Source organism: Halorussus sp. AFM4, from assembly GCF_051194995.1.
Lineage (GTDB): Archaea > Halobacteriota > Halobacteria > Halobacteriales > Haladaptataceae > Halorussus.
In genome coordinates this window covers 1-12,529 of record NZ_JBNTJT010000003.1, presented here as the reverse complement: position 1 = coordinate 12,529, position 12,529 = coordinate 1, and the positions used below count along the sequence as shown (strand labels likewise).

The 12,529-nt window shown below is 68.9% G+C and carries 11 protein-coding genes; all 11 read left to right on the top strand.

Annotation, left to right across the window (positions count from 1 at the left end; translation table 11 throughout):
• Nucleotides 1-48 precede the first annotated feature (48 nt).
• The gene (locus ACQUQF_RS13080) at nt 49-315 is read left to right on the top strand and encodes an NADH-quinone oxidoreductase subunit J (protein ID WP_435180394.1); all 267 of its coding nucleotides are present in this window, start codon (nt 49-51) and stop codon (nt 313-315) included.
• On the top strand, nt 312-740 hold the full coding sequence (locus ACQUQF_RS13075; RefSeq protein ID WP_435179543.1) for an NADH-quinone oxidoreductase subunit J family protein: 429 nt from the start codon (nt 312-314) through the stop codon (nt 738-740). The genes ACQUQF_RS13080 and ACQUQF_RS13075 overlap by 4 nt, the downstream gene beginning before the upstream one ends.
• Nucleotides 740-1,042 (top strand): NADH-quinone oxidoreductase subunit NuoK, encoded by a 303-nt coding sequence (nuoK, locus tag ACQUQF_RS13070; protein ID WP_435179542.1) that lies wholly within the window; start codon nt 740-742, stop codon nt 1,040-1,042. Before ACQUQF_RS13075 ends, nuoK begins: the two co-directional genes overlap by 1 nt.
• Nucleotides 1,043-1,046: 4 nt before the next feature.
• On the top strand, nt 1,047-3,110 hold the full coding sequence (gene nuoL / locus ACQUQF_RS13065; protein WP_435179541.1) for an NADH-quinone oxidoreductase subunit L: 2,064 nt from the start codon (nt 1,047-1,049) through the stop codon (nt 3,108-3,110).
• Nucleotides 3,111-4,640 (top strand): complex I subunit 4 family protein, encoded by a 1,530-nt coding sequence (locus tag ACQUQF_RS13060; protein ID WP_435179540.1) that lies wholly within the window; start codon nt 3,111-3,113, stop codon nt 4,638-4,640.
• Nucleotides 4,641-6,134 (top strand): NADH-quinone oxidoreductase subunit N, encoded by a 1,494-nt coding sequence (locus ACQUQF_RS13055; RefSeq protein WP_435179539.1) that lies wholly within the window; start codon nt 4,641-4,643, stop codon nt 6,132-6,134.
• Nucleotides 6,135-6,316: 182 nt separating this feature from the next.
• Complete coding sequence (locus ACQUQF_RS13050) at nt 6,317-7,804, top strand: NAD-binding protein (protein WP_435179538.1); 1,488 nt, start codon at nt 6,317-6,319, stop codon at nt 7,802-7,804.
• Between the two features lie 111 nt (nt 7,805-7,915).
• Nucleotides 7,916-8,800, top strand: a complete 885-nt coding sequence (locus tag ACQUQF_RS13045) for a CBS pair associated ParBc domain-containing protein (protein WP_435179537.1) — start codon at nt 7,916-7,918, stop codon at nt 8,798-8,800.
• A gap of 116 nt (nt 8,801-8,916) precedes the next feature.
• Nucleotides 8,917-10,617, top strand: coding sequence for an acyl-CoA mutase large subunit family protein (locus ACQUQF_RS13040; protein ID WP_435179536.1), 1,701 nt, complete (start codon nt 8,917-8,919; stop codon nt 10,615-10,617).
• Nucleotides 10,618-10,691: 74 nt separating this feature from the next.
• Nucleotides 10,692-10,910, top strand: a complete 219-nt coding sequence (locus ACQUQF_RS13035) for a hypothetical protein (RefSeq protein ID WP_435179535.1) — start codon at nt 10,692-10,694, stop codon at nt 10,908-10,910.
• 135 nt (nt 10,911-11,045) lie between these two features.
• Nucleotides 11,046-12,529 (top strand): acetate--CoA ligase (locus ACQUQF_RS13030; RefSeq protein WP_435179534.1); only part of this gene is annotated, 1,484 nt, incomplete at its 3' end.

Sequence of the window (12,529 nt, the reverse complement as noted above, 5' to 3'; positions counted from 1 at the left end):
GTCTCGAAACGTTAAAAGGCGGATTACGAGAATTTCAAGGTGACTGAAATGGTATACGAGACACTCGCGTTCGGGCTGTTCGCCCTCGTCACGCTGGCGAGCAGCCTGGGCGTCGTCCTGGTGCGGGACGTGTGGCACTCGGCGTTACTGCTGGGTGTCGCGCTGCTCTCAGTCGCGGTCCACTACGTGATGTTACAGGCCGAGTTCCTCGCCGCGATGCAGGTGCTCGTCTACGTGGGCGGCGTGCTCGTCCTCATCACGTTCGCCGTGATGCTGACGCGCCAGGCTGACACGGAGGAGGTATCGAACGCATGAGTGGATACGACGACGACCGCGAGGAGCGGGGCCTCAGCGCCCGACCCGACGTCGACGACCGGGGCCGGCTGTGGCCCGGCGTTGCCGCCGTCGCGCTGTTCGCGGTCATGGCGTGGGTCTTCGTCGGCGCCGAGTTCGGCGAGGCCGCCGAGAGCTTCGCGGGCGACGCCGGCGTCACCGCCAGCATCGGCTACGCGATGTTCAACATCGCGGCACAGAACGCGATCCCCAGCGAGGGGTTCCTCATCCCCTTCGAGGTCATCGACCTCGTGCTGGTCGCGGCGCTGGTCGGCGCGGTGATGCTGGCCCGGCGCGACGACGGCGGCGAGATCACGTCGGCGCTGCGCTCGGACGCGGTCGAGCAGGAGTCGACGCCCGGCGAAGTCGTGGCAGACGGCGGAGAGCGAACGGAGGTGGACGACTGATGGTACCCATCCAGTACTACCTCCTGCTGTCGGCCGCGATCTTCTGCGTCGGCGTGTTCGGCATCCTGACCCGCCGGAACGCGCTGCTGTTCCTGATGAGCGTGGAGCTGCTGCTGAACGCCGCGAACATCAACCTCGTGGCGTTCTCGCGGTTCCACGGCAACCTGACGGGCCAGACGTTCAGCCTGTTCACGCTGGCGCTGGCGGCCGCCGAGGTCGCGGTCGGCATCGGCATCATCCTCGTGCTGTACCGCAACTTCGCGGACGTGGACGTGACCGAAGCGACAACCATGAGGTGGTGAAACGATGGCAGCACTCCCCTTCGAACTGACTCCGGCCATCGCGGCCCTGCCGTTCGTATCGTTCCTGATCGCGCTGTTCGTCGGCGCGTTCGCCCCGCGGCTGCTGCCCAAGGGCGGCGCGATCCCCGGCATCATCGCGACCGGCGGTTCGCTGCTGCTGTCGCTGTGGGTCGCGCTCACGGTGGCGGGCGGCGAGACGTACCACGAGTACATCACGTGGGTCGCGGGCGCCGGCGAGGCGACGTTCGACCTGCACCTGGGCGTCCTCGTCGACCCGCTGTCGGCGATGATGCTCGTCATCGTCTCGCTGGTCGCGTTCCTGGTCCACATCTTCAGCCTCGGCTACATGAACGACGAGGGCGAGACGGGCCTGCCCCGGTACTACGCCGGGCTGGGCCTGTTCACCGCGAGCATGCTGTCGTTCGTGTTCGCGGACAACCTGCTGATGGCGTTCATGTTCTTCGAGCTGGTGGGCCTGTGCTCGTGGCTGCTCATCGGCTTCTGGTTCCGCGACGAGGCGCCGCCGAGCGCGGCGAAGAAGGCGTTCCTGGTCACCCGCTTCGGTGACTACTTCTTCCTCGTCGGCCTCGTCGGCGTCTTCGCCACCTTCGGCACCTCGATGTTCGTCGGCGGCGAGGGCGAGGGCGCGCTCCACTCGTTCCCCCACATCGCCGAACAGGTCCTCGCGGGCGAGGGTGCGGCCGAGGTGACGACCTACCTCGGGCTCGACCCGCAGGCGTGGTTCGCGGTGCTGGGCCTGCTCATCCTGGGCGGCGTCATCGGCAAGTCCGCCCAGTTCCCGCTCCACACCTGGCTGCCCGACGCCATGGAGGGTCCGACCCCCGTCTCGGCGCTGATTCACGCGGCGACGATGGTCGCGGCCGGCGTCTACCTGGTCGCGCGCATCTACGGGTTCTACGCGCTGCTGCCGAACGTGCTGGCGCTCATCGCGTTCGTCGGCGGCTTCACGGCCCTGTTCGCCGCGACCATGGGCGTCGTCAAGAAGGAGATCAAGCAGGTGCTGGCGTACTCGACCATCTCCCAGTACGGCTACATGATGCTGGGGCTGGGCGCCGGCGGCTACGTCGCCGCCACCTTCCACCTGATGACCCACGCGTTCTTCAAGGCGCTGCTGTTCCTCGGCGCCGGGTCGGTCATCATCGCCATGCACCACAACGAGGACATGTGGGACATGGGCGGCCTGAAGGACGAGATGAAGGTGACCTACTACACCTTCCTCTCGGGGTCGCTCGCGCTGGCGGGCATCGTCCCGTTCGCGGGCTTCTGGTCGAAGGACGAGATCCTCTACGAGGCGCTCGTCCACGGCCTCACCAGCCCGCTGCTGCTCGCGGCCTACGCGATGGGCCTGCTCGCGGTGTTCTTCACCGGGTTCTACACCTTCCGGATGGTGGCGCTGACGTTCCACGGCGAGCCCCGGTCGGACACCGCACGCAACCCCCACGGCGTGCGCTGGAACGTGAAGGGTCCGCTCGCGGTGCTCGGCGTCCTGGCCGCGGTGGCCGGGCTGGTCAACATGGTGCCGGTCGCGAAGCTGACCGGCCTCCACATCGAGTACCTCCACGACTGGCTCGACGCCGGGCCGGAGGCGCTCTCGGCGCACCACTACGGCGAGCTCACCCACGACTTCGCCCACTACACCGCCGGCACCATCGGCTCGGAACTGACGACGGTGCTGCTCAGTGCGGGCGCCTCGCTGGCGCTGGCGCTGGCAGGCGCGGGCCTGGGCTACTACCTGTACTCCAGCGACCCGCAGGAGTACACCGACAAGCTGGGCGGCGCGAAGACGGTGCTGTACAACAACTACTACCAGGACGAGTACCAGGTCTGGCTCGCGGAGGGGCTCACCCTGCCGCTGGCCCGCGCCGCGGACAAGTTCGACCAGGGCGTCATCGACGGCGTGGTCAACGGCGTCTCGAGCGTGAGCCTGTTCGGCGGCAGCCGGGTCCGGCGGGTCCAGACCGGCGTGGTGTCGAACTACGCCTTCCTGCTGACCGCGAGCTTCGTCGTCCTGCTCGTCGCCATCGGTCTCTTGGGAGGTTGGTTCTGAATGTGGATCGAAGCACTCATCGCCGTGACGATGGCGAGCGCGCTCGCGGTGTTCGTCGCCCCGAACCGGGTGGCGGGCAAGCTCGCGTTCGCGCTCAGCCTGCTCCCGCTCGCCGGGAGCCTCTGGATGTACAGCACCTACGAGGCCAGCGGGAACGCCCTGCTGGCGGGTAGCGAACTGGCCTTCGAGACCCAGTTCCGGTGGGTCACCGCCGGCCCGTACGGGCTGAACTGGCACGTCGGGCTCGACGGCATCAGCATGCCGCTGGTCGCGCTGACCACGGTGCTCACGTCGCTGGCGCTGCTGGCGTCGTGGACCCCCATCGACGAGCGCCAGAGCCAGTTCTACGGCCTGATGCTCTTCCTGGAGGCGAGCCTGCTCGGCGTCTTCTCGGCGCTGGACTTCTTCCTGTGGTTCGTCTTCTGGGAGATGGTGCTGGTGCCGATGTACGTGCTCATCGGCGTCTGGGGCGGCCCGCGCCGGAAGTACGCCGCCATCAAGATGTTCGTCTACACGAACATCGCCAGCCTCGCGATGTTCATCGGGTTCATCGCGCTGGTGTTCGGGCTCGGCGACTCGGTGACAACCCTCGACATGCCCGCCATCGCCCAGGCGCTGCGGGCGGGCGAACTCGGCGGGCTCGGGCCGATCGACGCGAGTACGCTCCGGACGGCGGCGTTCGTCGCCATGTTCGCCGGCTTCGCGGTGAAGGTCCCGGTCGTCCCGTTCCACACGTGGCTGCCCGACGCCCACGTCGAGGCCCCGACCCCGGTCTCGATCATGCTGGCCGGCGTGCTGCTGAAGATGGGCACCTACGCCCTGCTCCGGTTCAACTTCACGATGCTGCCGGAGGTCGCCCAGCAGAACGCCCAGATTATCGCGCTGTTCGCGGTGGTCAGCGTCATCTACGGCGCGATGCTGGCGCTGGCCCAGTCGGACCTCAAGCGCATCGTGGCGTACTCCTCGGTGTCGTCGATGGGGTACGTCATCCTCGGGCTGGTGGCCTACACGCTGTACGGCATGGGCGGGGCGACGTTCCAGATGGTCGCCCACGGCCTCATCTCGGGGCTGATGTTCATGGCGGTCGGCGTCATCTACAACACGACCCACACCCGGATGGTCTCGGACATGTCCGGGCTGGCTAGCCGGATGCCGTTCACCGTGGCGGTGTTCGTCGCGGGCGCGTTCGGCTACATGGGCCTGCCGCTGATGGCCGGCTTCGCGGCGGAGCTGTTCATCTTCCTGGGCTCGTTCGGCGCGTTCGCGGGCTCGGTGTGGTTCACGGCCGCCGCGATGTTCGGCATCGTCGTGGTCGCGGGCTACCTGCTGTTCGCGATGCAGCGCACCCTGTTCGGGACGTTCGAGGTCGAGACCGACTACGAGGTCGGCCCGGCCGCGTTCCACGACGTGGCGCCGCTCGTGGTGCTCATCCTGCTGGTCATCCTGCTGGGCGTCGAACCGAGCATCTTCTACACGATGATTCAGGACGCGGTCAATCCGCTGGTTCCGGCGGTCGGAGGTGGTGTATAGATGGCGTACCAGCTTCCGACGTGGATGTCGCTCGGGCCGACGCTCGCGCTCGGGCTGACCGCCCTGCTGCTGCTGGTGATCGACAGCATCAACCCCGACGACACCGACCGGGGCGTGCTGGCAGGCACCGCGGCCCTCGGGTCGCTGGTGGCGGTCGGGCTCGCGGCGTGGTACCTGCTGGCCGGCACGGGCGAGGACCCGATCCGGCTCTACCAGAACTCACTGGTCGTCGACACGATGGCGCTGTTCTTCGCCTTCGTGTTCGCCAGCGTGACCGCGCTGGTCGTGGTCGCCAGCTACGACTACATGCGCGACCACTCCTACCAGGCGGAGTACTACGCGCTGGTGCTGCTCGCGGCGACGGGCATGACGCTGATGGCGGCCGCCAACAGCCTCGCGGTGGTGTTCGTCAGCATCGAGCTGTCGAGCCTGCCGTCGTTCGCGCTGGTCGCCATCCTGAAGCGCAACCGCGGCAGCGTCGAGGCCGGGCTGAAGTACTTCCTCATCGGCGCGCTGTCGTCGGCCATCTTCGTGTACGGCGTCAGCCTCGTCTACGGCGTCACCGGCTCGCTGCTGCTGCCCGAGATCGCGAGCGCCGTCGGCGGGACCGACCTGACCGGCGTGCTCGGCATCGGCGTGCTGATGATCCTGGGCGGGTTCGCGTACAAGACCGCCTCGGTGCCGTTCCACTTCTGGGCGCCCGAGGCGTACGAGGGCGCGCCCGCACCGGTCGCGGCGTTCCTCTCGTCGGCCTCGAAGGCCGCCGGGTTCGCCGCGGCGTTCCGGGTGTTCACCGTCGCGTTCCCGGTCGACCAGCTGGTGACCGGCGCGGCCGCCGACGTCAACTGGGTCCTGGCGGCCCAGGTCCTGGCGGTCGTGACGATGACCCTCGGTAACTTCGCGGCCGCGACCCAGGACGAGGTCAAGCGGATGCTCGCGTACTCGTCGATCGGTCACGCGGGCTACGTCCTCATCGGGCTGGCGGCGCTGACCGGCGGCGACGACCGGCTGGTGCTGGCCGGCGGCATGGCCCACCTGCTCGTCTACGGGTTCATGAACACGGGCGCGTTCCTGTTCATCGCCCTGACCGAGTACTGGTCGGTCGGCCGGACCTTCGAGGACTTCAACGGGCTGGCCTCCCAGGCGCCGTTCGCCTGCGCGGTCATGACCGTGCTGCTGTTCAACCTCGCGGGGCTCCCGGTCGGCGGCGGCTTCATGAGCAAGTACTTCCTGTTCGGCGCCGCGGTCGGCGCGGGCTTCTGGTGGCTCGCGGCCGTCGGCGCGATCAACAGCGCGCTGTCGCTGTACTACTACTCGCGGGTCGTGAAGGCGATGTGGATCGAGGAGCCGGCGGACGAGTTCGACATCGAGTCGAAGCCGGCCGGCCTCTACGCCGCGCTGGTCGCGGCCGCGGTCGTCACCGTGCTCGTCCTGCCCGGGTTCGGCCCGGTCTGGCAGTACGCCACCGACGCTGCCGCGGCGCTCGTGGCGTAACGCGACTCGCTTCCGATCTCGGCTTTCTTCGGAGTCCCGTTCCCGCGAGCCGCGGGACCGTCCGGCGATCCGACCTCGAACACCGGCGGCGGCGGTCGCGGAGAGCGACGGTGGACGGACGACCCCGGCGTGCGCCGGTAGACGGTAGACTTTAGGCCGCGCAACGGGAAGCGCGGGGTAGGATGGTTTCCCGGTTGATACTGGGGTGTGGAACCGTCGGACAGAACCTCGTGGAGGCGATAGCCGACGAACCGGGGAGCCTGCTCGTCATCGACGACGCCGAGAACCGCATCGACGCGCTCCGCGAGGAGGGCGTCTCGGCCACCCTCGGCGACCCGACGGACCCGGAGACGGTGCGGGGGAGCGCCGGCAGCGCCGAGATGGTGGTCGTGGCCGACCCCGACCCCGAGGTCAACCGCCGCGCGGCCGAGCTCGCGACCGAGCTGTTCCCGAACGCCTACGTGGTCGGGTTCCTCGGCGAGGGTTGCGACGACGACCAGCGCGAGGCGATCGAGGCGCTGGCCGACCACGTGGTCGACCCGATCGCCGCAATCGCCCACCGGGTGCTGGCCGTCGCGCTCGGCGACTCCGCCGTCCGGACCGCGGGCCTCCGCCGGACGCTGCGGTCCATCGACGGCACGCTCGGGGTGTTCATGCACGACAACCCCGACCCCGACGCCATCGCCAGCGCGGTGGCGCTGTGCCGCATCGCCGAGCAGGTCGGCGTCGAGGCCGAGCCCTGCTACTTCGGCGACATCTCCCACCAGGAGAACCGGGCGTTCGTCAACCTGCTCGACCTCGACCTCCGGAACCTGCAGGCGGCGGAGTTCGACCCCGACGAGTTCGGCGGGATCGCGCTGGTCGACCACTCCCGGCCCGGCATCAACGACCAGCTCCCGGCCGACACCGCGGTCGACGTCGTCGTCGACCACCACCCGCCGAAGGAGGCCCCGGAGGCGACGTTCGTCGACCTCCGGAGCGACGTGGGCGCGACCTCCACCCTGCTGGCCGAGCACGTCCAGCGGCTCGGCATCGACCTCGACGAGGCGGTCGCGACCGGCCTGCTGTACGGCATCCGGGTCGACACCAAGGACTTCTCGCGGGAGGTCTCGACCGCCGACTTCGAGGCCGCCGCCTACCTGCTGCCCCACGCCGACGTGGGGCTGTTGGAGCGCGTCGAGAGCCCGTCGGTGAGCGCCGACACGTACGAGACCCTGGCCCGGGCCATCCGGAACCGCCGGATCGAGGGGTCCGTGCTGGCGACCTGCGTCGGCAAGCTGGCCGACCGCGACGCCCTGGCCCAGGCGGCCGACCAGCTGCTCGACATGGACGGCATCACCACCACGCTGGTGTACGGCTTCCGGGACGGGACGGTGTACGTCTCCGCGCGCGCCCGCGGGACCGACATCGACCTCGGGGAGACGATGCGGGCGGCGTTCGGCCAGATCGGCAGCGCGGGCGGCCACGCCGACATGGCGGGCGCCCAGATCTCGCTCGGGCTGCTCGGCACGGTCGAGCAGGAGGAGGAGGCCTCGCTGGCCAGCGTCGTCAGCGACGTCATCACCGACCGCTTCTTCGAGACGATCCAGTCGACCCCCGAGAGCGGCGGCGAGTACGCCCACGGCGGCGACGTGAGCTTCGACGCGACCGCGGTCGAGCCCGAGAACTGATCTGCGCCGCCCGGTGTCGCACCGCGCGCTCGGCCGGACCGGGGTCGGGTCGCCGCGAACGGTCCGGCCCGGCGGGAAGCCTTTTTGACCCGCGACCGCTTGCGAGTACCCATGGACGTGCCGGCAGCCGACGGCGGGACCGCCGACGGGAAGCCGACGGTCAAGGACTACATGACCCGCGAGGTGGCGACGGTGTCGCCCGACGCCACCGTCGGGGAGGTGGCCCACCGCATCGTCGAGAGCGACGAGCACAACGGCTACCCGGTCTGTGACGGCCGGCGGGTCGAGGGGTTCGTCAACGCCAGGGACCTCCTGCTCGCCGACGACCAGGAGCCCATCTTCAAGGTGATGAGCAAGGACCTCATCGTGGCCCACCCCGACATGGACGTCAACGACGCCGCCCGGGTCATCCTCCGGTCGGGCATCCAGAAGCTCCCCGTGGTCGACGACGCGGGCAACCTGGTGGGCATCATCTCGAACACCGACGTCATCCGCTCGCAGATCGAGCGGGCGACCCCCGAGAAGGTGGGCAAGCTGATGCGGACCCTCGAGTCCATCCACGACACCGAGGTCGAGCAGACCCGCCGGGAGGTGGCGCTCGAGGACCTCACCCCCACGCAGGGCAAGGTGTACGCCGACGAGCTGGAGGGCCGGACCTACGAGCTCGAGCGCGGGCTGGCCGAGCCGCTGGTGGTCATCGACTGCGCGCCCGGTAGCGGGACTCCCGAGGAGTCCCGGGAGGCGAGCGGGGAGGAACGACCCGCGAGCAGCGACGAGGCGGGCGACCTGCTGCTGGCGGACGGCCACCACCGGGTGATGGCGGCCGACCGGCTCGACATCGAGGAGATGGACGCCTACGTCATCCTGGTCGACGAGGACGTCGACCTCGGGATGGCCAAGACCGCCGAGAAGGAGGGCCTGGAGTCGCTGGCGGACGTCCAGGTGGTCGACTACGCCCGCCACCCGCTGGTCGAGACGACCAAGCGACTGCAGTGACCGCGGCCGGACTCTTCCTGACAGCTCCCCCGGACTGACGCCGTGCGTCGGCCGGGGACCCGCGCCGAAAGAGCCGGTGCGGAATCTTAATGGACGACCCGGCAATTATTACGGGTATGTTCGACGACGACGACCTCGCGGAGATACGCGACGCCAAGGAGGAGTGGGAGGACGAGACCCTCGACCCGGTCCTCGACGCCTACGGCGAGCGGAAGGAGCGGTTCGCCACGGTGTCGAACCTCGAAGTCGACCGGCTCTACACCCCCGAGGACGTCGCGGACCTCGACTACGAGGAGGACCTGGGCTTCCCCGGCGAGGACCCCTACACCCGCGGCGTCTACCCCACGATGTACCGCGGCCGGACCTGGACGATGCGCCAGTTCGCCGGCTTCGGCACCGCCGAGGAGACCAACGAGCGGTTCCACTACCTCATCGACGAGGGCCAGACCGGGCTCTCGACCGCGTTCGACATGCCGAGCCTGATGGGCAAGGACTCCGACGACCCCCTCTCGGACGGCGAGGTCGGCAAGGAGGGCGTGGCGGTCGACACCCTCCGGGACATGGAGATCCTGTTCGACGGCATCGACCTCGGCGAGGTCTCGACGTCGTTCACCATCAACCCGTCCGCCCCCGTCGTCTACGCGATGTACATCGCGCTGGCCGACCAGCAGGGGGTTCCCCGCGAGGAGATCCGGGGCACCCTCCAGAACGACATGCTCAAGGAGTTCATCGCCCAGAAGGAGTGGGTGGTGCCGCCGGAGCCGAGCCTCGAGGTCGTGACCGACACCATCGAGTTCGCGGCCGAGGAGACCCCCAAGTTCAAGCCCATCTCCATCTCGGGCTACCACATCCGGGAGGCCGGCTCGACCGCGGTCCAGGAGCTGGCGTTCACCCTGGCCGACGGGTTCGCCTACGTCGAGGACGCGATGGACCGCGGGCTCGACGTCGACGAGTTCGCCCCGCAGCTCTCCTTCTTCTTCAACTCGCACAACTCCATCTTCGAGGAGGTCGCGAAGTTCCGCGCGGCCCGCCGCATCTACGCGAACGTGATGGAGGAGTGGTACGGCGCCGAGGCGGAGGCCAGCAGGCAGCTCAAGTTCCACACCCAGACCGCCGGCCAGAGCCTCACGGCCCAGCAGCCGCTCAACAACATCGTCCGGGTGACCATCCAGGCGCTGGCGGGCGTGCTCGGCGGTACCCAGAGCCTCCACACCAACAGCTTCGACGAGGCGCTGGCGCTGCCCTCCGAGGAGGCCGTGCGGGTCGCGCTCCGGACCCAACAGATCATCGCCGACGAGTCGGGCGCGGCCGACATCGTCGACCCGCTGGGCGGTAGCTTCGCGGTCGAGAGCCTCACCGACGAGGTCGAGGAGCAGGCGATGGCCTACATCGAGGAGATCAAGGAGATGGGCGACGGCTCGGTCCGGGACGGCGTCCTCCAGGGCATCGAGCAGGGGTACTTCCACCGCGAGATCCAGGACGCCTCCTACGAGTACCAGGAGCGCGTCGAGGCGGGCGAGGAGACGGTCGTCGGCGTCAACAAGTACGAGATCGAGGAGGACACCCGGCCGGACATCCTGAAGGTCGACGAGGAGGTCCAGGAACGGCAACGCCGTCGCCTCGCCCAGGTCAAGGAGGAGCGCGACGACGAGGCGGTCGAGGCCGCCCTGGCGGACCTCGACGACGCCATCCAGAGCGACGAGAACGTGATGCCCGCCATCATCGACGCCGTCAAGGCATACGCCACGATGGGCGAGATCATGCAGGTGTTCGAGGCCGAGTACGGCAGCTACCAGGAGACCGTCAGCGTCGCCTGACGCCCCGGACTGACCCGACTACCGCGACCGTCCGCCGACCAACGCTTTTCCGACCGCGGGTCGATAGCTCCCGCATGGAGTACACCGTCCAGTACTACGACCTCGTGCTGGTCGCCATCGTCGCCACGATGGGGGCCGGCGCGGTCGTCGGCGTGCTGACCCCGCTCGCGCTCCCGACCGCGGTGACCGCCGCGGGCGTCGTCGCCGCGCTGGTCATCGCCCACGGCCTGTTCGTCAACGGGCCCGTGGACGAGCCCGGCGACCTGACAGACGAGGTCGACGCGCTGAACTGAGACGCCGCGGAAAGCCCGGCTTAATCCGGCGGTTCGCGCCGCCTGTCGTCGGGAACACGCTGCTTTCGCCAGCGTTCGGTGTGCTAACTCGCGCCAACCTTTATTGCTCTGCTTAATGAGTATTAGGACGTACTCATGGCCGAAGAGACCGCGGAACTGGAAGCACGGCTCGCCGAACAGGACGAGTTCGAACCCCCCGAGGAGTTCGTCGCCCAGGCGAACGTCTCCGACGACTCCATCTACCGGGAGTTCGAGGAGGACTGGCCCGACTGCTGGGAGCGGGCGGCCGACCTCCTCGACTGGGAGACCGACTACGACACGGTGCTGGACGACTCGAACCCGCCGTTCTACGAGTGGTTCACCGGCGGCGAGCTGAACGCCTCGGCGAACTGCATCGACCGCCACCTCGAGGACCGGGGCGAGGAGGCCGCCATCGAGTGGATCGGCGAACCCACCGACGAGGCGAACCGGACCTACACCTACGAGGAGCTCCACCGGGAGGTCAACGAGTTCGCTGCGGCGCTTCGAGACATGGGCGTCGGCGAGGACGACGTGGTGACGATGTACATGCCGATGATTCCGGAGCTGCCCATCGCGATGCTGGCCTGCGCCCGCATCGGCGCACCGCACAGCGTCGTCTTCGCCGGGTTCTCGGCCGACGCCCTCGCCACCCGGATGGAGAGCGCGGACTCGGAGTACCTGGTCACCGCCAACGGCTACTTCCGGCGGGGCGACCCCCTCGACCACTTCGAGAAGACCCGCGAGGGCCTCGACGGCGTGAGCCACGAGGTCAGCGACGTGGTGGTCGTCGACCGCCTCGGCGAGCACGGCCACGGCTACGAGCTCGAGGACAACGAGCACTACTACGGCGACCTCGTGGCCGACCAGGAGGGCGCGACGGTCGAGCCGGTGTCGCGGGACGCCGAGGACATGCTGTTCCTGATGTACACCTCGGGCACCACGGGGCAACCGAAGGGCGTCAAGCACACCACCGGCGGCTACCTCGCCTGGACCGCCTGGACCTCGCAAGCGGTGCTCGACATCAAGCCCGAGGACACGTACTTCTGCTCGGCCGACATCGGCTGGATCACCGGCCACTCCTACATCGTCTACGGCCCCCTCGCGCTCGGCACCACCACCGTGATGTACGAGGGGACGCCGGACCACCCCGAGCGCGACCGGCTCTGGGAGATCATCGAGGACTACGAGGTGAACCAGCTCTATACTGCCCCGACCGCGATCCGGGCGTTCATGAAGTGGGGCAGCGACTTCCCCGACCGCCACGACCTCTCGAGTCTGCGCCTGCTGGGCACCGTGGGCGAGCCCATCAACCCGCGGGCCTGGAAGTGGTACTACACCCACATCGGCAACGAGGAGTGTCCCATCGTGGACACCTGGTGGCAGACCGAGACCGGCGGCATGATGGTGACGACGCTGCCCGGCGTGAAGACGATGAAGCCGGGCAGCGCCGGCCCGCCGCTGCCGGGCGTCGACGCGCAGGTCGTCGACACCGACGGGAACGAGGTGGAGGCCGGCCAGGCCGGCTACCTCACGGTGCAGAAGCCGTGGCCGGGGATGCTCCGGACGCTCTACAGGAACGACGAACGGTACATCGACGA

Coding starts and splice junctions, on each gene's coding strand:
- ACQUQF_RS13035 (WP_435179535.1), top strand. CDS start 10,692: ATGGAGTACACCGTCCAGTACTACGACCTCGTGCTGGTCGCCATCGTC.
- nuoK (WP_435179542.1), top strand. CDS start 740: ATGGTACCCATCCAGTACTACCTCCTGCTGTCGGCCGCGATCTTCTGC.
- ACQUQF_RS13045 (WP_435179537.1), top strand. CDS start 7,916: ATGGACGTGCCGGCAGCCGACGGCGGGACCGCCGACGGGAAGCCGACG.
- nuoL (WP_435179541.1), top strand. CDS start 1,047: ATGGCAGCACTCCCCTTCGAACTGACTCCGGCCATCGCGGCCCTGCCG.
- ACQUQF_RS13040 (WP_435179536.1), top strand. CDS start 8,917: ATGTTCGACGACGACGACCTCGCGGAGATACGCGACGCCAAGGAGGAG.
- ACQUQF_RS13080 (WP_435180394.1), top strand. CDS start 49: ATGGTATACGAGACACTCGCGTTCGGGCTGTTCGCCCTCGTCACGCTG.
- ACQUQF_RS13050 (WP_435179538.1), top strand. CDS start 6,317: ATGGTTTCCCGGTTGATACTGGGGTGTGGAACCGTCGGACAGAACCTC.
- ACQUQF_RS13055 (WP_435179539.1), top strand. CDS start 4,641: ATGGCGTACCAGCTTCCGACGTGGATGTCGCTCGGGCCGACGCTCGCG.
- ACQUQF_RS13075 (WP_435179543.1), top strand. CDS start 312: ATGAGTGGATACGACGACGACCGCGAGGAGCGGGGCCTCAGCGCCCGA.
- ACQUQF_RS13060 (WP_435179540.1), top strand. CDS start 3,111: ATGTGGATCGAAGCACTCATCGCCGTGACGATGGCGAGCGCGCTCGCG.